Annotated in this window: 19 protein-coding genes; 5 read left to right on the forward strand and 14 right to left on the reverse strand. The window is 71.4% G+C overall.

The genetic code is table 11. From position 1 onward, the window contains the following. Positions 1-12: 12 nt before the first annotated feature. The 4 genes from kdpB to BLT21_RS10060 all read right to left on the reverse strand — a co-directional run bounded on the left by kdpB (position 13) and on the right by BLT21_RS10060 (position 4424). Positions 13-2190, reverse strand: a complete 2178-nt coding sequence (gene kdpB / locus BLT21_RS10045) for a potassium-transporting ATPase subunit KdpB (RefSeq protein ID WP_091501599.1) — start codon at positions 2188-2190, stop codon at positions 13-15. Continuing rightward, positions 2190-3872 carry a potassium-transporting ATPase subunit KdpA gene (kdpA, locus tag BLT21_RS10050; RefSeq protein ID WP_091501601.1) on the reverse strand — a complete coding sequence of 561 codons (1683 nt, stop codon included), beginning with the start codon at positions 3870-3872 and terminating at the stop codon, positions 2190-2192. Before kdpA ends, kdpB begins: the two co-directional genes overlap by 1 nt. A gap of 1 nt (position 3873) precedes the next feature. Beyond that, positions 3874-3960, reverse strand: coding sequence for a potassium-transporting ATPase subunit F (locus tag BLT21_RS15535; protein WP_256336053.1), 87 nt, complete (start codon positions 3958-3960; stop codon positions 3874-3876). A 248-nt stretch (positions 3961-4208) separates the two neighbouring features. Continuing rightward, positions 4209-4424 (reverse strand): hypothetical protein, encoded by a 216-nt coding sequence (locus tag BLT21_RS10060; RefSeq protein WP_091501605.1) that lies wholly within the window; start codon positions 4422-4424, stop codon positions 4209-4211. Between the two features lie 122 nt (positions 4425-4546). On the opposite strand from BLT21_RS10060, the gene BLT21_RS10065 reads away from it, so the two are divergent. The 4 genes from BLT21_RS10065 (at position 4547) to BLT21_RS10080 (ending at position 6806) form a co-directional block, all read left to right on the forward strand. Further along, the gene (locus BLT21_RS10065) at positions 4547-4936 is read left to right on the forward strand and encodes a hypothetical protein (protein WP_091501608.1); all 390 of its coding nucleotides are present in this window, start codon (positions 4547-4549) and stop codon (positions 4934-4936) included. A gap of 9 nt (positions 4937-4945) precedes the next feature. Continuing rightward, positions 4946-5281 carry a TraR/DksA family transcriptional regulator gene (locus tag BLT21_RS10070; RefSeq protein ID WP_091501610.1) on the forward strand — a complete coding sequence of 112 codons (336 nt, stop codon included), beginning with the start codon at positions 4946-4948 and terminating at the stop codon, positions 5279-5281. 122 nt (positions 5282-5403) lie between these two features. Continuing rightward, positions 5404-5769, forward strand: coding sequence for an ArsR/SmtB family transcription factor (locus tag BLT21_RS10075; protein ID WP_091501612.1), 366 nt, complete (start codon positions 5404-5406; stop codon positions 5767-5769). Between the two features lie 59 nt (positions 5770-5828). Next, positions 5829-6806, forward strand: coding sequence for an SRPBCC family protein (locus tag BLT21_RS10080; protein WP_091501615.1), 978 nt, complete (start codon positions 5829-5831; stop codon positions 6804-6806). Between the two features lie 2 nt (positions 6807-6808). Here the strand turns inward: BLT21_RS10080 and sufU are convergent, their stop codons facing one another. The 8 genes from sufU to BLT21_RS10120 form a co-directional block, all read right to left on the reverse strand. Further along, the gene (sufU, locus tag BLT21_RS10085) at positions 6809-7267 is read right to left on the reverse strand and encodes a Fe-S cluster assembly sulfur transfer protein SufU (protein WP_091501617.1); all 459 of its coding nucleotides are present in this window, start codon (positions 7265-7267) and stop codon (positions 6809-6811) included. Next, a complete protein-coding gene (locus BLT21_RS10090) occupies positions 7264-8592 on the reverse strand; it encodes a SufS family cysteine desulfurase (protein ID WP_091501619.1) in 1329 nt (442 codons plus the stop codon). Before BLT21_RS10090 ends, sufU begins: the two co-directional genes overlap by 4 nt. Positions 8593-8762: 170 nt before the next feature. Further along, positions 8763-10823: an APC family permease gene (locus BLT21_RS10095; protein WP_091501621.1), complete on the reverse strand. Its 2061-nt coding sequence runs from the start codon at positions 10821-10823 to the stop codon at positions 8763-8765. An 85-nt stretch (positions 10824-10908) separates the two neighbouring features. Further along, entirely contained in the window at positions 10909-11664 is a 756-nt protein-coding gene (locus tag BLT21_RS15665; RefSeq protein WP_091501623.1) for a hypothetical protein, read from the reverse strand. 178 nt (positions 11665-11842) lie between these two features. Then, a complete protein-coding gene (locus tag BLT21_RS10105; protein ID WP_091501625.1) occupies positions 11843-12805 on the reverse strand; it encodes a hypothetical protein in 963 nt (320 codons plus the stop codon). Next, on the reverse strand, positions 12802-14016 hold the full coding sequence (locus BLT21_RS10110; RefSeq protein WP_091501627.1) for an amidohydrolase: 1215 nt from the start codon (positions 14014-14016) through the stop codon (positions 12802-12804). The genes BLT21_RS10105 and BLT21_RS10110 overlap by 4 nt, the downstream gene beginning before the upstream one ends. A 90-nt stretch (positions 14017-14106) precedes the next feature. Further along, positions 14107-15111 (reverse strand): LacI family DNA-binding transcriptional regulator, encoded by a 1005-nt coding sequence (locus BLT21_RS10115; protein WP_091501629.1) that lies wholly within the window; start codon positions 15109-15111, stop codon positions 14107-14109. Between the two features lie 14 nt (positions 15112-15125). Further along, complete coding sequence (locus BLT21_RS10120; RefSeq protein ID WP_091501632.1) at positions 15126-16835, reverse strand: glycoside hydrolase family 13 protein; 1710 nt, start codon at positions 16833-16835, stop codon at positions 15126-15128. Between the two features lie 78 nt (positions 16836-16913). Here BLT21_RS10120 and BLT21_RS10125 point away from each other — a divergent pair, with 78 nt between their 5' ends. Beyond that, positions 16914-17432, forward strand: coding sequence for an adenine phosphoribosyltransferase (locus tag BLT21_RS10125; protein ID WP_091501634.1), 519 nt, complete (start codon positions 16914-16916; stop codon positions 17430-17432). A 33-nt stretch (positions 17433-17465) separates the two neighbouring features. Here BLT21_RS10125 and hpxO read toward each other — a convergent pair whose 3' ends face one another. Together hpxO and BLT21_RS10135 are read right to left on the reverse strand one after the other, a co-directional pair. Further along, complete coding sequence (gene hpxO, locus BLT21_RS10130; RefSeq protein ID WP_091501637.1) at positions 17466-18644, reverse strand: FAD-dependent urate hydroxylase HpxO; 1179 nt, start codon at positions 18642-18644, stop codon at positions 17466-17468. Beyond that, positions 18641-19462, reverse strand: coding sequence for an ABC transporter ATP-binding protein (locus tag BLT21_RS10135; RefSeq protein WP_091501639.1), 822 nt, complete (start codon positions 19460-19462; stop codon positions 18641-18643). Before BLT21_RS10135 ends, hpxO begins: the two co-directional genes overlap by 4 nt. Positions 19463-19472: the final 10 nt, after the last annotated feature.

The raw sequence follows: 19472 nt of genomic DNA on the forward strand, positions 1-19472 counted from the left end.
TCCAGTCGGGGCTCAGAAGCCCGGGATGAGGCTGACGACGAGGTCGATCAGCTTGATGCCGACGAACGGGGCCACGACGCCGCCGAGGCCGTACACGACGAGGTTGCGGCTGAGGATCGACGAGGCGCTGGCCGCGCGGTACTTCACGCCGCGGAGCGCGAGCGGGATGAGCGCGATGATGACGATCGCGTTGAAGACGATCGCGCTCGTGACGGCGGATGCCGGCGACGACAGCTGCATGACGTTGAGCGCTGCGAGCCCGGGGAACACCCCCATGAACATCGCCGGGATGATCGCGAAGTACTTGGCGATGTCGTTCGCGAGCGAAAACGTCGTCAGGGCGCCGCGCGTGATGAGCAGCTGCTTGCCGATGCGGACGATGTCGATGAGCTTCGTCGGATCCGAGTCGAGGTCGACCATGTTGCCGGCCTCCTTCGCCGCCGACGTGCCCGTGTTCATCGCCACGCCGACGTCCGCCTGCGCGAGGGCGGGGGCGTCGTTCGTGCCGTCGCCCGTCATCGCGACGAGGTGACCGCCCTCCTGCTCCTTGCGGATGAGGGCGAGCTTGTCCTCGGGCGTCGCCTCGGCGAGGAAGTCGTCGACCCCCGCCTCCCTCGCGATCGCGGCCGCGGTGAGCGGGTTGTCGCCGGTGATCATGACGGTGCGGATACCCATCGAGCGCAGCTCGTCGAAGCGCTCGCGCAGCCCGTCCTTGACGACGTCCTTCAGGTGGATGACGCCGAGCAGTGTTCCGGTGCCCGACGGGTCGAGGGTCGCGACGGCCAGCGGCGTGCCGCCGGATTGTGCGATCGCGTCGGCGTTGTGCAGCAGCTCGGCTCGGGCCTCTGCCGAGACCGGGCGCGCTGACGCGTCGAGCCAGGCCAGCACCGACCCGGAGGCGCCCTTGCGCACCTGCGTGCCGTCGGGCAGGTCGACGCCGCTCATACGCGTCTGCGCCGTGAAGGGCACCGCGACGGCGTCGCGCGGGAGTTCGGCGACGACATGGCGCGCGGCCGCCAGCTCGACGACCGACGTGCCCTCGGGCGTCGGGTCGGACAGCGACGAGAGGGATGCCGCGCGGGCGAGGTCGGCCGCGTCGACACCGGTCATGGTGACGAACTCCGACGCGCGCCGGTTGCCGTAGGTGATCGTGCCGGTCTTGTCGAGCAGCAGGGTCGTCACGTCGCCGGCGGCCTCGACGGCGCGCCCCGACATCGCCAGCACGTTCCGCTGCACGAGGCGGTCCATGCCCGCGATCCCGATCGCCGAAAGCAGCGCGCCGATCGTGGTGGGGATGAGGCAGACCAGGAGGGCGACGAGCACCGGGATGCTGACGGGCGACGCGCTGTACGAGGCGATCGGATTCATGACCAGCACGACCACGACGAACACGATCGACAGGCTCGCGAGCAGGATATTGAGGGCGATCTCGTTCGGCGTCCGCTGACGCGCGGCACCCTCGACGAGGGCGATCATCCGGTCGACGAACGTCTCGCCCGGCTTCGAGGTGATCGTCACGACGATGCGGTCCGAGAGCACCCGGGTGCCGCCGGTCACGGCGCTCCGGTCGCCGCCGGATTCGCGGACCACGGGTGCCGATTCGCCGGTGATCGCCGACTCGTCGACCGTCGCGATGCCGTCCACGATGTCGCCGTCGCCGGGGATCAGCTCGCCGGCCTCGACCAGGACGACGTCACCGAGCCGGAGGTCGGCGGAGGCCACGTCCTCGGTGGCGGTGCCGCGGGCGGCGGCGTCCGTCCGGGGGTCGTAGGAGACGACCCGGCGCGCGGTCGTGGTGGTGCGCGTCGCGCGGAGCGCCTGCGCCTGCGCCTTGCCGCGGCCCTCGGCGACCGACTCGGCGACGTTCGCGAAGAGCACGGTCAACCAGAGCCAGATCGCGATGCCCCACGTGAACCCGCCCGGGACGGTCGTGCCGCCCGACGTCTCGGGACCGCCCAGGAACGGCTCCGCGATCGCGATCGCCGTGGTGAGCGCGGCGCCCACCCACACGAGGAACATCACCGGGTTGCGCCACTGTGCGGCGGGGTTGAGCTTGCGCAGGGCGCCCGGCACGGCCGCGCCCACCTGCTCGAGCCTGAAGACGCCGCGACGGTGCGACGCGGCGGTCGCGTCCGGTTCGGTCGACGGGCGGCCGGACGACGGGCGCGTTTCGGTCAGAGGGGCAGACATCAGGAGAGTCCTTCGGCGAGGGGGCCCAGGGTGAGGACCGGGAAGTAGGTGAGCGCGGTGATGATGACGACGACGCCCGCGAGCAGACCCGCGAACTGCGGGCGGTGCGTCGGCAGGGTGCCGGCGCTCGACGGCACCGTGTCCTGCGCGGCGAGGGATCCGGCGAGGGCGAGCACGAGCACGATCGGGACGAAGCGGCCGAGCAGCATCGCGATACCGAGGGCGGTGTTCAGCCACGGGGTGTTGGCCGTGAGGCCGGCGAACGCGGAGCCGTTGTTGTTCGCCGCGGAGGTGAACGCGTACAGGAGCTCGCTCAGGCCGTGGACACCCGGGTTCCAGATCGAGGTGCCCTCGACGTCGGCGCGCACGGCCGGGATCGCGAAGCTCAGCGCCGTTCCGGCGAGCACGAGCGTCGGCGTCACGAGGATGTAGAGGCTCGCGAGCTTGATCTCGCGGGGCCCGATCTTCTTGCCGAGGTACTCCGGGGTGCGCCCGATCAGCAGGCCGCCGACGAAGACGGCGAGGATCGCGAGCACCAGCATCCCGTACAGGCCCGAGCCGACGCCGCCCGGGGCGATCTCGCCGAGCATCATGTTGAGCATCGGCAGCATCCCGCCCAGGGGGGTGTAGCTGTCGTGCATCGCGTTGACGGCGCCCGTCGAGGTGAGGGTCGAGGTCGCCGAGAAGAGCGTCGAGGCGCCGATGCCGAAGCGCGTCTCCTTGCCCTCCATCGCGGCGCCCGCGAGCTGGGTGGCGGTGCCGCCGCCCGCGACCTCCGCCCAGGTGCCGAGGGCCAGCGAGACGACGAAGATGCCCGCCATGACGGCGACGATCGTGTAGCCCTGGCGGTCGTCGCCGACGATGCGGCCGAACGCGCGCGGCATCGCGAACGGGATGACGAGCATCAGCAGCACCTCGAACAGGTTCGTCCACGGCGTCGGGTTCTCGAACGGGTGGGCGGAGTTCGCGTTGAAGAAACCGCCGCCGTTCGTGCCGAGGAGCTTGATGGCTTCCTGGCTCGCGACGGGGCCGCCCGGGATCGACTGCGCGCCGCCGGCGATGGTCTGCACGTCGGTGAAGCCCGCGAAGTTCTGGATGACGCCGCCCGCGAGCAGTACGACGGCCGCGACGATCGACAGGGGCAGCAGGATGCGGCCGAGCCCGCGCACGAGGTCGACCCAGAAGTTGCCGATCGTGCCGGAGCGGCGGTAGGCGAAGCCGCGGACGAGGGCGATCGCGACGGCCATGCCGACCGCGGCGGAGACGAAGTTCTGCACGGCCAGACCGGCGAACTGCACGGTGTAACCGAGGGTGACATCGGGCGAGTACGACTGCCAGTTCGTGTTGGACACGAACGAGATCGCGGTGTTGAACGAGAGGTGCTCGCTCGGTGCGGGCAGGTCGAGACTGAACGGCAGGAGCGGCTGGATGCGCTGCAGCCCGTAGACGATCACGACGCCCACCAGCGAGAACAGGAGAACGCCGCGGGCGTAGGCCTGCCAGGTCTGCTCGGCTCGGGGGTCCACCCCGATCAGCCGGTAGGCGCCCCGTTCGATCGCGAAGTCGCGGGGCGAGCTGTAGACACGGGCGATGTAGTCGCCGACGGGGCGGTACAGCAGGACGAGGATGAGGGCGAGGGTCGCGATCTGGAGCGACGCGAACCCGATCTGCGCGGCATCCACGTCAGAACCGTTCGGGTCGCACGAGGGCGACGACGAGATAGACGATGGCGGCGACGGCCAGGACGGTCGCGAGGAGCGAGAAGACCATCACAGCTTCTCGACCCCCCGGGCGACGAGGCCGACGACGGCGAAGAGCGCGAGGATCGCGGCGAGGTAGATGAGGTCGAGCACGAGATCCGATGCAACACCCCGCCGGATGCCGCATCCGCCGTCCTCACGGAATCCATACGCCCCGGCCGCCGCTCCTCACGCACCCCTCACGGTCCGGGGGTGCCGGCGCGACGCCGGCACCCCCGGACCGCAGGTGTATCGCGAGGCCGAGCCGTGCGGCGCGGGTCAGGGCGCGAGGGGCGAGGACTCGTCGTCGATGACCCCGATGCCGACGGCGTGGTGGCTCGGCTCCTCGTCCTTCTTCTCGGGCGCCTTGGGCTCCTCGCCCGGCTCCTTCGCGACGCTGGGCTCCTCGAGCTCCTCCGTCGACGGGTTCTCGTCGGGCGCGTGCTGGGCACCCTCGTCGGCGTGCTCGGCCTCGTTGTCGTGGTGATCGGTCATGTCGTACTCCCTTCCACCTCAAGCGTGCGCCGATCCGGCCGCCCGCGTCACCGGCTTGACGTAGCGGCGCGCGTGCCCGAAGAACGAACCGTCCGGAGATGCTCCGTCGGTAGGGTGCCGATATGACGACCCGGGCCGGCTTCCGACTGCTGCAGCTGTCGTTCGCCTTCGTGGCCGCGGTGCTGTGGATCGGCGTCCTGATGATGGCGATCCCCGCCGGGATCAATGACGGGCCGATCGGTGCCTGCATCGACGCGTGGGATGACCGTGTGGTCTTCGACGCCTCGATCGCGCCGGAGTCCGTCGCTGTCGACGGTGCGTGGCAGATCTTCCCCCTCGGCGTCGGATGTCGCTACACGGCCCCCACCGGGGAGTCGGTGTTCATCGCGCCGAGCATCCTGCCCACCGTTCTCGCCGTGCACGCCCTGGTCTTCACCGCGATCCTCGGCGCCGTCTTCGTTCATGACAGGTGGCCGGAGCCGCGTCGCCACGACGACCTCCTGCGGGCGTAGGGTCGCGGGATGGACCCGGAAGCGCGACTGCACGAGCGCAAGCGCGAGCTCACCGTGCAGCTCGACCGGCTGGATGCCGACGACGACAGCCTTCGTCACGACCGAGCCGACGCGACCGCCGACGATGAGCACGACCCCGAGGGCTCGACCCTGTCGGGGGAGTGGCAGCGGGTCGAGGCCCTTCGCCGCGCTGCACGGGCCGAGCTCGCCGAGGTCGAGGCCTCCCTTGCCCGCGTCGCCGACGGCACCTACGGCGTGTGCGCGAGCTGCGGCCGCGACATCCCGGTCGAGCGCCTTGAGGTCCGGCCCCACGCGACCATGTGTGTGGCCTGCGCCTCGCGCTAGAGGCGTGCCGCATCCCCCCGGTCGACCTGTTGCGCCGATTTCCGAAGCCCCCTCGCCGATCCGCGAATCCGGCGCGGCGGAAGCATTGACAGCAGCATCCGCGAGCTCTAACGTACAACCAAATGGTTGCACGAAACGATCCCCGACCGAGTGAGCGGAGCGAGCTGAGCGATGACGACATCGACCGTCTCTTCCACGCGCTCGCGACCGCGACGCGTCGCGACATCCTCCGCCGCACGATCGAGCACGAGCAGTCGGTGTCGGCGCTCGCGGCCGACTACGACATGTCGTTCGCGGCGGTGCAGAAGCACGTCGGCGTTCTCGAGACCGCGGGCCTCATCGTCAAGCGGGCCGAGGGGCGCGAGCGCCTCGTCCGCGCCGATCCCGCGATGATCGCCCGAGCGCGCGCCCTGCTGGCCCGCTACGAAGACCTCTGGCGCGCCCGAGTCGACCGGCTCGACGCGCTGCTCGCCGAACCCGAAGACTGACCCCCGCATACCGACCCCGCCCGCCCCTCCCGCGCTGTATCCGTTCGAAGGAGAATCCGATGCCCGTCACCGACATCACCACCGACGCCGACAACCTCACGATGACGCTCGTGGCGGATGTCGCCGCGCCCGTCGACCGCCTCTGGCGCGCGTTCACGCAGCCCGCGCAGCTCGAGCGCTTCTGGGGCCCTCCCGGCTGGCCCGCGACCTTCACGCGGTTCGACTTCACGCCGGGCGGACGCGCGCAGTACGCCATGGCGAGCCCGCAGGGCGAGAAGTCGCGCGGCACCTGGGAATTCATCGCGATCGACGAAGGCCGCAGCTTCGAGGTGCTCGACGCGTTCGCCGACGAGAACGGCGAGCCGATGGAGCAGTTCCCGGCGATGCGGATGGTGTTCACCTTCGATCCGACCGAGACCGGCTCCCGCCTGACGAACGTCACCTACTTCACCTCCGCCGAGGGCCTCGAGCAGGTCATCGCGATGGGCGCGATCGAGGGCTCGCGGCTCGCCATGGGCCAGCTCGACGCGGTCGTGCAGGACCTCCGCGCCTACGCACAGGGGCAGGGCACCCGCGTCGAACTGCTCGACGACACGCACGTACGCATCACCCGCTTCATCGACGGGCCGCGTGAGCTCGTCTGGCGTGCGCACCACGAGAGCGAGCTGCTGAAGAAGTGGATGCTGGGCCCCGACGGCTGGACCATGACGGTCGCCGAGCCCGCCGCCCAGGTCGGCGGCACGTACCGGTACGCCTGGGAGCAGGAGGGCGCTCCCGAGACGGCGTTCGGCTTCGAGGGTGAGCTGCTCCAGCTCGACGCGCCGCGCCGCGCCGTGACGACCGAGCGGATGGCGGGGGTCGAGGGTCCCGCCACCGTCAACGACCTGCAGCTCTACGAGGAGGACGGCGCGACACTGCTGACCCTGCTCATCGAGTACCCCGACAAGGACACCCGCGACGCGATCCTCGCCACCGGCATGGCCGACGGCATGGAGGACTCGTACGCCCGCCTCGAAGGCGAGGTGCTCGCGGCCTGAGGTCAGGCTCGCGCGAGCCCGTCCTCGAGGGCGACCCATGCGAGCATCGCGCACTTCACCCGCGCCGAGAATTTCGAGACGCCCGAGAGGGCCGCTGCGTCTCCGAAGGTCTCCTCGTCGAGAGGAATCGTGCCGCGCGAGCGCAAGGCCTCGCGGAATCCCTCGATGAGGCTCATGGCGTCGGCCCGCGTCATCCCGTCGCCCTCGGCCTCCTCCTCGACGAGCGAGGCGAGCATCGAGGCCGAGGCCTGCGATATCGAGCAGCCGGTGCCCTCCCACGAGACCTCGGTGATGCGGTCGCCGTCGACGGCGACGCGCAGGGTGATCTCGTCGCCGCACACCGGGTTCTTCTGGTGCGAGTCGGCGTGCGCCGCGTCGCCGACATCGTGCAGCGGATTGCCGACCGGATGCTTCGAGTGGTCGAGGATGAGCTCCTGGTACAGCGAGTCGAGCCCGGTCATGCGCGTGCCCCTTCGGCCTGGTCGGTGACGCCGAAGAACCCGCGGATGCCGCGCACCGCGTCGAGGAACAGGTCGACGTCGTCCTCGGTGTTGTACAGCGCGGTCGAGGCGCGGACGGATGCCGTCATCCCGAACTGCCGGTGCAGCGGCGCGGCGCAGTGATGTCCGACGCGCACCGCGATGCCCTGCGCGTCGAGGACCTGCCCCGCGTCGTGCGCATGCACGCCATCGACATCGAACGACCAGAGGCCCACCCGGTCGGCGCCCGGCGCGTCGCCGAGCAGCCGGATGCCGGGGATCTCGCGCAGCCCCGCGCCCATCCGGTCGGCCAACGCGGCCTCGTGCGCGTGGATGTCCTCGAGCCCGACATCCTGCAGGTAGCGGACCGCGGCGGCCAGACCGATCGCGGGCCCGACGGCCTGCGTTCCGGCCTCGAACTTCTGCGGGGCCGGCAGGTACTCGGCGTGGTCGAGCGTGACGGTGGTGATCATCGACCCGCCGGTGAGGAACGGCGGCAGGGCGTCGAGCACCTCGGCGCGGCCGTAGAGTCCGCCGATCGCGTAGGGCCCCAGCATCTTGTGGCCGCTGAAGACAGCGAGGTCGACGCCGAGCGCCGGCAGGTCGAGCGGCAGGTGCGGCGCCGACTGGCAGGCGTCGAGCACGGTCGTCGCGCCGACCGCCTGCGCGAGCGCGACGATCTCGGCGACCGGATTGACGATGCCGAGCACGTTCGAGACGTGCGTGAAGGCGACGATGCGGGTGCGTTCGCCGATGATGGCCGCGGCGGCATCCAGGTCGAGCGTGCCGTCGGCCCTCGCCGGGATGTGACGGAGCACAGCGCCGGTGCGGGCGGCGAGCTCCTGCCAGGGGATGAGGTTGGCATGGTGCTCGATCGCCGTGGTCACGATCTCGTCGCCGGGGGTCAGGGCGTAGGGGCTCGAGGCGGGTGCGCCGCGTCCGAGCGTCGCGTTGCCGATGGCGTAGGCGACGAGGTTGAGGCCCGCGGTCGCGCCGCTGGTCCAGACGAGTTGCTCGGGCTGCGCGCCGACGAAGCCGGCCACCGCCGCGCGCGCGTCCTCGAACAGATCGGTCGCCTCCGCGGCGAGAGTGTGCGCGCCGCGGTGGACCGCGGCGTTCGCGTGCGTGAGGAAGTCGCGCTCGGCATCCAGCACGGCGGTGGGCTTCTGGCTCGTCGCGGCCGAGTCGAGGTACACGAGGCGGTGCCCGTTGACCTGCTCCGAGAGGATCGGGAAGTCGGCGCGCAGCGTGACCGCGTCGAGCGGGCTGACGCGCGGCGAAGCGGCGGGAACGGCGGGAGAGCTCACCCCTCTAGGCTACGCCGCCCCCGCCGGCCCGGCTCGGGCCCGCGGCAGGGGTGGGATCGCGCGGCGGCGGTGCGGCAACTCCTCAGAACCGGGCCGCCCGACCCGGGATCCGGCCTGACCGGCAGCCCGAGACGCCGTTTCTGAGGAGTTGGCGCGGACGGCGCGGCGCGTCAGCGCTCGTCGGGCTCGGTATGGGCGACCAGGCCGTAGGTCGTCGAGGCGCGACCCGCGCGGTCGTCGCCCGGCATCGGACGCGAACGCCGGCCGTAGACGATCTCGGACGAGTCGAGCAGCCAGGGCACGAGGGTGATCTGCACGCCGTGCACCATCATGAGCTGCTGCCCGATGCGGCGCGCGCGGCGGTTGTGCAGGAACGTCTCCCACCAGTGCCCGACGATGTACTGCGGCAGGTAGACCGTCACGACCGACGATCCGTGCTTCTCGCGGTACTTGCGGATGAAGGCGGCGAGCGGGGCGGCGTACTGCCGGTAGGGCGACTCGATGATGACGAGGGGGACCGGCATCCCGTGCACCTGCCAGTCGGTCTGCACCTCCTGCGCCGTCTCTTTCGACACCGCGACGTGCACGGCGATCGTCTTGTCGTGCTTCGCCGACAGGGCGTAGTCGACGGCCTTGGCGACCGGCTTCTGCAGCCGGTTGACCAGGACGAGGGCGACGTCGCCCGTCGAGCCGAAGTGCACGTCGTCGTCCATCGCGATCTCGTGCTCGACGTCGCGGTAGTAGCGGCTCACCCCGACCATGAGGAACGCGAGGATGGGAATCGCGATGAACACGAGCCAGGCGCCGTGGGTGAACTTCGTCACGGTCACGATGACGAGCACCGCGACGGTGAAGGTCGCGCCGATGCCGTTGATGACGAGACCGCGGCGCGCTTCCGCGCGGTCGGCCGACGCCGACGGATGCAGCAGCCGCAGCTCGCGCCGCCAGTGCTTCACCATGCCGACCTGACCGAGCGAGAACGACACGAACACGCCGATGATGTACAGCTGGATCAGCGTCGTCAGGTCGGCCTGGAATACGACGAGCACGAGGATCGCCGCGAGGCCGAGGATGATCATGCCGTTCGAGAACACCAGACGGTCGCCGCGGGTGTTGAGCGACTTCGGCGCATAGCCGTCGCGGGCGAGGACCGCGCCGAGCAGCGGGAAGCCGTTGAAGGCGGTGTTCGCGGCGAGGAGCAGCACGCACGCGGTCGCCGCCTGGATGATGAAGAACGGGATCGAACCCATGCCGAAGGTGGCCGCCGCGATCTGGGCCATGAGGCTCGGCTGGGGCTGGTTGACGCAGTCGAAGCCGACCAGGGCGCAGGGGTCCTCGGCGTAGTGGACGCCCGCGATGAGGCCGAGCGCCGTCAGGCCAGAGAAGAGCAGGATGGCGATGAGGCCCATCATCACGAGCGTCTTCTGCGCGTTCGCGACCTTCGGCGCACGGAAGGCGGGAACGCCGTTCGACACCGCCTCGACGCCCGTCAGGGCCGAGCATCCGCTCGAGAACGCACGCAGGATGAGCAGGATCAGGGCCACCTGGCTGAGGCTCTCGGCCTCCATCGCGTACTGGGCGCTCTCGGCGACGGGCGCATCGCCGAGGGCCACGCGCACCAGTCCGGTGACCACCATGACGCCGACCGAACCGATGAAGATGTAGGTGGGCACGGCGAAGGCCGACGACGCCTCGCGCACGCCGCGCAGATTGACGACGATGATCAGCACGACGAACCCGACCGCGAGCTCGACCCGCCACGGGTCGAGGAACGGCAGCGCCGAGATGATGTTGTCGACGCCGGACGCCACCGACACCGCGACGGTGAGGATGTAGTCGACCAGCAGTGCGGCCGCCACGACCACGCCGGCCTTCTCGCCGAGGTTTGTGCGGGCGACCTCGTAGTCGCCGCCGCCCGACGGGTACGCCTTGATGAGCTGGCGGTAGCTCAGCACGACCACGATGAGCAGGGCGACGACCGCGAGCGCCACCCACGGGCTGAACGCGAGCATCGCGGTGCCGCCGATCGCCAGGATCATCAGCAGTTCCTGCGGCGCGTAGGCGACCGATGACAGCGCATCGGAGGCGAAGATCGGCAGGGCCCGGCGCTTCGGCAGCAGCTGGTCGTCGAGCTTCTCGGAATCGAGCGGATCGCCGATGAGGATGCGCTTCGCGATGGGGGTCGAATCGTCGCCCGCATCCCGACTGTCAGTGGTCACGGCGGGCGACATTACGCCTGGCGCGGCATCCTGCGCAATCTCGCCGCGCCGAGCGTCACCAGAGTGTTGTCGAACCGCCCCCGTCCGGTCGTCTCGGTCACAGTGTGCTCCAGGGGCGGTAGCGGATCAGGACGACCCCCGAGCCCACCTCGGCGTCCGCGAAGACGCTGTACGACAGGTCCTCCACCGGACCTTCGGGTGAATGGATCTCGGTGCGGTCTGTGTCGAAGACGAATCGCAGCTGCGCGTCGCCGCCGGACATCGGGAACTCTTCGTCCGGGTCGCTCGCCCGCACCTCGTCGGCGGTCGCACCGACGGCGAGCCCGAACTCGGGCTCGATGGGCACTCCCCTGACCTCGTTGGAACCGATGCCGATCCAGGTGGGGATGCTGTATTCGTCGCGCGGCTTGTCGCCGTCGACGACGATCATGTCGTACAGCGTGAAGCCGCTCCAGTCGTAGGCCGTGTAGTCCGGGAAGTGGTTCCCGTCGCCCGGGTAGACGCTCATCCGGGGCTCGGCGCCGAAGGCCTCGGTCAGTGCGGCGACCGCGGGCCCGACCTCATCGCGCCAGCGGAACTCGAGGAGTGTCGACCCGTCGTCGGCGACGATCGTGAAGCCGGTCGCCGCCATGACGACCTCGGCCGCGACGGGCGCGGCATCCGTCGGCGTCGCGGACGGGGTCGGCGACGGCGGAATGGCGGGCGTGCTCGTGCTCGCGCTCGGTGACGGAGCCGCGACCGGTGCGGCATCGCGCTGCGTCAGCAGGAACACGGCGATCGCGGCGGCGACCAGCAGCACCGCTGCGACGATGCTCAGGATGACGACTGGTCGGCGCGAGCTGGCTTCGGTCATGTCCGTCATCCTGGCAGGGAGCCCGGTGCCGGCGACATCCCGCAGCCGTGCCCGGATGCAACGAATCAGTCACGACGCGCCGGGTGCGGATGCCGCACCGCGGGGTGTCGCCCTCGATCTCTTGCATCGCGGCACGGGCACGGGCAGGGGCACGGGCACGGTCGGCCGTGCGCGCGCCTCAGCGGCCGGCGCGGAAGGTGTACGTGACGGTGACCCGGCTGCCCTCGACCGTGACGGCGGCGCCGAAGCGGCGCTGGCCGTCCTGGTAGAAGGTGTTGCGGTCCGAGCCGAACACGAACGACCCGCCCGCGCCGGACTCGGGGCCGAGCGCCGCGACCTCGTCGGCCGTCATGTCGAGCCCGACGCCGAAGTCGTCGGTGACCGGCACATCGATGTCGGAGTCGTACGAGATGTATGTCGGAGCCGGCACCTCGGCGCGGGGACGGTTGCCCGCGCTCAGGAAGACGTCGTACAGGCGGAAGCCCTCCCACACGTAGATGTTGTACGCGTAGTTCTCGGCGTCGCCGTTCTGGAAGTCCTCGGTCGGCGCGGCGCCGAACAGCTCCGTCAGCGCAGCCACGGCCGGGGCCGCGTCGTCCGCCCAGGCGTGGGTGAAGGTGGTCGAGCCGGTCGCATCGGTGATCGTGAAGCCGTCGCCGGTCACGGCGACACCCGCGGTCGCGGCGGGCGCGCTCGGCGACTCCGACGGATTCTGGGGCGCGCCGCTCTGCTGCGGGATCGACTGCGTCGCCGGGGCCGTGGGCACGGGGTCGGCGGTCGGCTCTTGACGCTGCGACTGCTGCACGAGGTAGATCGTGAAAACGACGACCACCGCGACGACGAGCAGGCCCGCGATGCTCGACAGGATGACGAGCGTACGCCGGTCTCCGCCGCCGCCCTCGCCGGCGTCGCGTTCGGTCGCGCGCTCGGGCCGCTCGTCGGGCCACCCCGCCATGACGGGTGCCGTGCGCGGCGCCTTCTCGCGCTTCGGCCCCGGCTCGCGGCTCGCGCGCGGCTTCTTCTCCCGCGGCTCGCGCGGCGCCTTCGGCTCGCGCGGCGCCTTCTCGCGCTTCGCGCGGTCGGGCTTCGGCGGCGGCTCGTACGGCTCGAAGTCGGCGAACGGGTCGTTCGGATCGCTCATGCCAGGAACTCCGTGGCGGCCACGACGAGGTTCTCGACGCCGCGCTCGATCGTCGGATGCATGATCGGTGCGAAGAAGGGCGAGTGGTTCGTCGGGATGTCGCGCTCGACCGTGCCCGCGGCGACGGCATCCGCGAACTTCTGCGGGTCGACGCCGCCCCAGAACCAGAACACCAGGGGCGCGCCGGTTTCGCGGGCGAACCACGAGACGTCCTCGCTGCCCGTGAACATGCCCGGGTCGACGACGCTGCCCTCGCCGAACGCGCGCTCGAACGCCGTGGTCAAGCGTGCGGTGGCGGTGTGGTCGTTGATCGTCGGGGGCAGGGTGTGATCGGTCGTGATGGTCGGCTCGGTCTCGGCCCCGGATGCCGCCGCCTCGGCGCGCACGATGCGCTCGACCTTTGAGAGCACGCGCTCGCGGGCCTCGTCGTCGGGGTAGCGCAGACTGAGTTCGAGCTTCGCCTCGGCGGGGATGATGTTGTTCTTGAGTCCCGCGTGGATGGATCCGACGGTCACGACGGCGACGTCGCGGGGGTCGACCTCGCGCGAGACCACGGTCTGCAGGCGCATCACGGTGGCGGCCGCCATCACGATGGGGTCGATCGTGGAGTGGGGCCGCGATCCGTGCCCGCCCCGGCCGTGCATCACGACGGTGAGCCCGTCGGAGGCCGCCATCTGCGTACCGGGGCGCACCCCGATGATGCCCGCGGGGAGCGGGGTGACGTGCTGGCCGAGCACGATGTCGGGCTTGGGGAAGCGGTCGAGCACGCCGTCGGCGATCATCGCCTGCGAGCCGGCGCCGTACTCCTCGGCGGGCTGGAACACGGCGACCACGGTGCCCGACCACTCGTCGCGCGTCGCGATGAGGCGCTCGAGCGCGCCGAGGAGGGCCGTGACGTGCATGTCGTGCCCGCACGCGTGCATCACCGGCACGTCGTTTCCGGCGGGGTCGACGCCGCGCGCGGTCGAGGCGTATTCGAGGCCCGTCTGCTCGGGCACGGGCAGGCCGTCCATGTCGGCGCGGAGCCAGACGACCGGGCCGTCGCCGTTGCGGAGCGCGGTGGCCACGCCCGTGCGGCCGATGCCCTCCTCGTACTCGAGGCCGAGCTCGCCGAGCCGAGCCGCGATGATCGCGGCGGTCCGCGTCTCCTGGAACGACAGCTCAGGGTGCCGGTGCAGGTCGGTGTAGAGGGCGTCGAGATCGAGGGCCATGTTCCGAGCCTACGGGAGGGGGCTGCACGCCGCCGGGGAACGCTGCACGTGCCCGGTCAGGCCGGCCGGGTCATCAGGCGGGGCCGGGGGTCAGGCGGGCGGCGCGGTGCTGGTGCGCTCGACGAGCGCGAAGTCGAGGTCGACCGGCGGCTCGGACGTCGAGCCGTGCAGTGCCGCGATCATCGCCGCGGCGACGCGCTCGCCCTGCCGGCCGGGGAACTGGTCGACGGTGGTGAGCCCGAAGAAGGCGCCGAGGTCGTGCCCGTCGACGCCGACGACCGACAGGTCCTGCGGCACGCGCAGCCCGAGCTCGCGCGCCGCGAGGATGGCCCCGATCGCCATCTCGTCGGATGCCGCGAAGATCGCGGTCGGCCGCTTCTCGGCGTCGCGCAGCAGTCGGGTCGCCGCCTCGTGCCCGCCGCCCATGGTGAAGTCGCCCGCTGCGAACCGGTCGTCGCGAACGGCGACGCCGGCGTCGGCGAGGGCCGACTCGAATCCGCGCCGACGCTGCGAGGGGATGTGGAAGTCGCCCTCGAACTGCGGGTGCAGGCCGATGTGGGCGATGTCGCGGTGCCCCAGGCCGAGCAGGTGCTCGGTCGCGGTGCGGGCCACCTCGAGCTCGTTCACCGTGAGCGACCGCAGCCCGGCCAGCTGCCCGCCCATCGCGATGACCGGCAGACCGAGGTCTCCCAATTGCGCGATCTCGGCCCGGGCGAGGGCCATCGACACGACGATGACCCCGTCGACGCGCTGTCGCCGCAGCGAGGTCGCGAACACGCGGCTGCGCTCGTCGACCTCGGCGGTCAGGGCGTACAGGGCGACGTCGTAGTCGTTGCGCTGCAGGGTCGCGGCGATGCCCGTGAGCACCCGGGAGAAGAACCACCGATCGAGTATCGGCACGAGCACGCCGATGTTGCGCGTTCGTCCCGTGGCGAGGCTCGACGCCGCGGACGACACGACGTAGCCCAGGTCGGATGCCGCCCGCAGCACGCGCTCGCGCGTCGCGGACGACACCGGGCCGCGGCCGCTCAGGGTGCGGGAGACGGTCGCCGTCGAGACCTGCGCGCGTCGCGCGACGTCGTCGATGCCGGCCATCTCCCGCCCTCCCGTCAGCCCACGCGCAGCCAGACCGCGGCGTCGACGGGCAGCTCACTGCCGGCGCCCGCGCCGAGGTCGGCGACGCTCGAGACCAGGATGTCGCCGGCGGGCAGCGCGACCGGACTCGTGCCGGTGTTCGCGACGACGAGCACATCGCCGTTGCGGAAGGCCACGACGTCGTCGCCGAGGTTCAGGTCGACCCACTCGAGCGCTCCCGCCCCGAGGTCGTGACGTCGCCGCGCCGCGAGCAGGTCGCGGTACAGCGCCAGGGTCGAGGCCGGGTCGCCATCCTGCGCCGACCGCGCGAGGTCGTTCCACTCCTCGGGCTGCGGCAGCCACGAGGCGCCTGTCGGGCTGAAGCCGTACCCGGGGGCGTCGGCCTCCCACGGGATGGGCACGCGGCATCCGTCGCGGCCGTAGCGCTCGCCGTCGGTGCGGAACCAGGTCGGGTCCTGCCGGGCCGCGTCGGGCAGGTGCACGACCTCCGGCAGTCCGAGCTCCTCGCCCTGGTAGAGGTAGGCCGAGCCGGGCAGGGCGAGCATGAGCGTCGTCGCAGCGCGGGCGCGGGCGAGGCCGACGACGGCATCGGGCTGGCCGGGGGAGTCGGGCCCGAGGCCGTGACCCTGGGGGTTCTCGGCCGTGAGCGCCAGGCGCGAGGCGTGACGGACGACGTCGTGGTTCGACAGCACCCAGGTGGCGGGGGCGCCGACGGCGGGGAACGCCCGCAGCGACTCGGAGATCACCTCGGTGAGGTGGTCGGCGTCCCACTCGGTCTGCAGGTACGGGAAGTTGAACGCCTGGTGCATCTCGTCCTGCCGCACCCACAGCGCCGTCTCGTCGACGGTCGGCAGCCACGCCTCGGCGCAGAGGGCCCGGTCGCCCTCGTACTCGGCGAGGATGCGGTTCCAGCGGCGATAGATGTCGTGCACGCCCTCCTGGCCCCAGTAGGGGACGTCGAGGCTGTCGCCGCCCATCGATCCGGCGTCTTCTGCCGGCACGAAGTCGGGCAGTCCGTCGGACTTGACGAGGCCGTGGGCGACGTCGACGCGGAAGCCGTCGACGCCGCGGTCGAGCCAGAACCGCAGGATGCGCTCGAACTCGTCGCCCACCTTGGGGTTGGCCCAGTCGAAGTCGGGCTGCGTCGAGTCGAACAGGTGGAGGTACCACTGGCCGGGGGTGCCGTCGGGGTTCGTCGTGCGCGTCCAGGCCGGACCGCCGAAGACCGACTCCCAGTTGTTGGGCGCCTCGTCGCCGTTCTCGCCCTTGCCGTCGCGGAAGATGTAGCGGGCGCGCTCGACGCTTCCCGGTGCCGCCGCGAGCGCCTGCTGGAACCACGCGTGCTGATCCGACGAGTGGTTGGGGACGAGGTCGACGATGACCCGGATGCCGCGGGCGTGCGCCTCGTCGAGCATCGTGTCGAAGTCGGCCAGTGTGCCGAACAGCGGGTCGACGTCGCAGTAGTCCGCGACGTCGTATCCGGCGTCCTTCTGCGGGGAGCGGAAGAAGGGGCTCAGCCAGACCGCGTCGACGCCGAGGTCGGCCAGCGAGCCGAGCCGCTCGGTGATCCCCGCGAGGTCGCCGATGCCGTCACCCGAGGCGTCGGCGAACGAGCGGGGGTAGATCTGGTAGATGACGGCGGAGCGCCACCACTCGGCGCCGGGGCGGGAGGTCCCGATCGGGGCGAGGGTGGAGGCCGCGGTGTCCACGGAGGAGGAGGTCATGCGCGTCAGCCTAGTGCAAGCGCTTGCAGTCGGGTGGGAGCCGCCGGTCCCGTCGCCGATCGGGCCTAGGGTGGTTCGGTGACTTCCGACCCCCTCGAGCACGCCGAGTCGCTCATCGCGCTCATCCCCGACTTCCCCGAGCCGGGCATCCTCTTCCGCGACATCTCGCCGCTGCTCGCCGACGCGACCGCGCTGCGCACCGTCGTCGACGCGATCGTGTCGCCCTTCGCCCGCGAGTTCGACGTCGTGGCGGGCGTCGAGGCGCGCGGCTTCCTCATCGCAGGGGCCGTCGCCGCCGCGAGCGGCGTCGGTATGGTGCCGATCCGCAAGGCCGGCAAGCTGCCGCGCCCCGCCGCATCCGTCTCCTACGACCTCGAGTACGGTCAGGCGACGATCGAGATGGCCGACGATCTTCCTCCCGGCACCCGGGTGCTGCTCGTCGACGACGTGCTCGCGACCGGCGGCACGCTGCGCGCCGCGCAGCGACTGCTCGACGGGCTCGGCTACCGCACGATCGGCACGGCGGTGCTCATGGAGCTCTCCGACCTCGGCGGTCAGGACGTGTGCGGCCCCGTGCACACGGTGTTCCGCGTCTGACCCGGCACGCGCCCTCGCCGGCGCGCGCCGCGCTCACAGCACACCCGCGCCGAGGTTGATCGGGCTGCCGACGGTATTGCCGACGATGCCGCGGATGATGCCGGCCCCGTCGGTGCCGCGCAGGCTGCGGTACCAGTTCTCGGTGACCTCCGGGTCGGCACCGTGCGTCTCGGCCGCGCGGGCGCGGGCCCGCAGCACGAGGTCGCCCGCCCGCTCGACGCGCGACGCGGCGTAGCGCCGCAGCGTGTCCTCGACCGACACGGTGTCGGTCGCGACCGCGATGCCGAGGGCGAACGCGTCCTCGAGCGCCGAGCACGCGCCCTGTCCGATGTCGGGCGTGGTGTTGTGCGCGGCGTCTCCGAGGATCGCGACCCGGCCGCGGGTCCAAGTGTCGAAGGGGTCGATGTCCCAGATCTCGACGCGGTTCAGCGACCCCTCGCGCTCGATCGCCTCGACCAGCGCCCGCGTGCCGGGTGCCCAGTGCGCGAACGCCTCGTGCAGCTCGGCGAGGGCGTCGCCGTCCTCGCCGGAAGGGCGCGGGATGTCGAACCAGTAGTAGAAGCGTCCGCCGGCGATCGGCATGACCGCTGCGCGCTTGCCCTCGGCGACGTAGGTGGTCCATTGGTCGTCGGGCCCGATGCGGCCGTCGAGCGCGACGAGGCCGTTGTAGTTCGTGTATCCGGCATACGTCCGCTCGATCGGCGGTACGTCGGGCCCGGTCACGTGGTCGCGCGTGAACGATCGGGCCCCGTCGGCGCCGATGAGCATGTCGGCCGTGTCGGTCGTGCCGTCCGCGAAGGTCGCGGTGACGGTGGTGCCGTCGTCGTCGATGCCCACGAGCTGCATCCCGAGCCGGATGCGGTCGGTGCCGAAGCGCTCCATGAGGAGGTTCTGCAGGTCCGCGCGTGCGACGGGGTACGCCCGTTGCCCGGTCTGCTGCTCGACCGGTGCCAGCGAGAACCGGCACAGCTCCTCGCCGGTGATGCCGTCGCGGTAGGCCATGTGGTCGAGCGCGCCGCCGAGCGCCGCGACCTCGGCCCCGAGCCCGAGCCAATTCAGCACCTTGACGCCGTTCGACCAGAGCGACAGCGCCGCGCCGACCGGCCGGTTCTCGCGCATCCGGTCGTAGATGACGACGTCGTGGCCGAGCCGCTGCAGGGCGATGCCGGCGGTCGTGCCGCCGACGCCGGCGCCGATCACGATGACCTTCATGCCGCCGCCACCGGTTCGTGGACGAGGTCGGAGATGATGCGCTTGTACTCCGTGAACGCCGGTGCGAGGACGTCGCGCTGCGGGGGCAGGTCGATCTCGACGATGCGGCTGATGTGCCCGGGAACGCCGTGCGACGCGCCGCCCGTCATGACCACGACCCGGTCGGCGAGGAAGACCGCCTCCTCGATCGAGTGCGTGATGAACACCACGGTCGTGCGCGTCTCGAGGTGGATCCGCTTGAGCTCGGCCTGCAGGTCGGAACGCGTCAGCGCGTCGAGGGCGCCGAACGGCTCGTCCATGAGCAGCACGCGGGGTTCGTTGGCCAGCACGCGTGCGATCGCGACGCGCTGCTGCATCCCGCCCGAGAGCTGTCCCGGGTACTTGGTCGCGAACCGGGTCAGCCCGACCGCCGCGAGGAAGCGATCGACCAGCTCGTTCACCCGCGCACGGGGGAGGCGCCGGCGCCGAGGGCCGTACGCGATGTTCTCGCGCACCGTGAGCCAGGGGAACAGCCCGTAGTCCTGGAAGACCACTCCGCGATCCGGCCCGGGACGCGTGACGGGGGCGCCGCCGACCGAGACCGAGCCGCTGCTGGCGTCCTCGAATCCGGCGAGGATGCGAAGCACGGTGCTCTTGCCGCATCCGGAGGCTCCGACGATCGCGACGAACTCGCCCGAGGCGATGCTCAGGTCGACGCCGGCGACGGCCTGGGTGCCCGCCCATTCGGGCCCGTAGCGCTTGCCCAGGTCGGTGATCTCGACCGAGGCCGAGGTGTCGGCGGCGGAGACGTCCGTCCGAGGGGAGGTGGTGTCGGTCATCGTCGTTCCA

Source organism: Microbacterium sp. cf332, from assembly GCF_900102175.1.
Taxonomy (GTDB): Bacteria; Actinomycetota; Actinomycetes; order Actinomycetales; family Microbacteriaceae; genus Microbacterium.

Excerpts from the sequence above, each read along its gene's own strand:
- kdpB (WP_091501599.1), bottom strand. The coding sequence starts at position 2,190 with ATGTCTGCCCCTCTGACCGAAACGCGCCCGTCGTCCGGCCGCCCGTCG.
- BLT21_RS15535 (WP_256336053.1), bottom strand. The coding sequence starts at position 3,960 with ATGGTCTTCTCGCTCCTCGCGACCGTCCTGGCCGTCGCCGCCATCGTC.
- BLT21_RS10060 (WP_091501605.1), bottom strand. The coding sequence starts at position 4,424 with ATGACCGATCACCACGACAACGAGGCCGAGCACGCCGACGAGGGTGCC.
- BLT21_RS10065 (WP_091501608.1), top strand. The coding sequence starts at position 4,547 with ATGACGACCCGGGCCGGCTTCCGACTGCTGCAGCTGTCGTTCGCCTTC.
- BLT21_RS10070 (WP_091501610.1), top strand. The coding sequence starts at position 4,946 with ATGGACCCGGAAGCGCGACTGCACGAGCGCAAGCGCGAGCTCACCGTG.
- BLT21_RS10075 (WP_091501612.1), top strand. The coding sequence starts at position 5,404 with ATGGTTGCACGAAACGATCCCCGACCGAGTGAGCGGAGCGAGCTGAGC.
- BLT21_RS10080 (WP_091501615.1), top strand. The coding sequence starts at position 5,829 with ATGCCCGTCACCGACATCACCACCGACGCCGACAACCTCACGATGACG.
- sufU (WP_091501617.1), bottom strand. The coding sequence starts at position 7,267 with ATGACCGGGCTCGACTCGCTGTACCAGGAGCTCATCCTCGACCACTCG.
- BLT21_RS10095 (WP_091501621.1), bottom strand. The coding sequence starts at position 10,823 with ATGTCGCCCGCCGTGACCACTGACAGTCGGGATGCGGGCGACGATTCG.
- BLT21_RS15665 (WP_091501623.1), bottom strand. The coding sequence starts at position 11,664 with ATGACCGAAGCCAGCTCGCGCCGACCAGTCGTCATCCTGAGCATCGTC.
- BLT21_RS10105 (WP_091501625.1), bottom strand. The coding sequence starts at position 12,805 with ATGAGCGATCCGAACGACCCGTTCGCCGACTTCGAGCCGTACGAGCCG.
- BLT21_RS10110 (WP_091501627.1), bottom strand. The coding sequence starts at position 14,016 with ATGGCCCTCGATCTCGACGCCCTCTACACCGACCTGCACCGGCACCCT.
- BLT21_RS10115 (WP_091501629.1), bottom strand. The coding sequence starts at position 15,111 with ATGGCCGGCATCGACGACGTCGCGCGACGCGCGCAGGTCTCGACGGCG.
- BLT21_RS10120 (WP_091501632.1), bottom strand. The coding sequence starts at position 16,835 with ATGACCTCCTCCTCCGTGGACACCGCGGCCTCCACCCTCGCCCCGATC.
- hpxO (WP_091501637.1), bottom strand. The coding sequence starts at position 18,644 with ATGAAGGTCATCGTGATCGGCGCCGGCGTCGGCGGCACGACCGCCGGC.
- BLT21_RS10135 (WP_091501639.1), bottom strand. The coding sequence starts at position 19,462 with ATGACCGACACCACCTCCCCTCGGACGGACGTCTCCGCCGCCGACACC.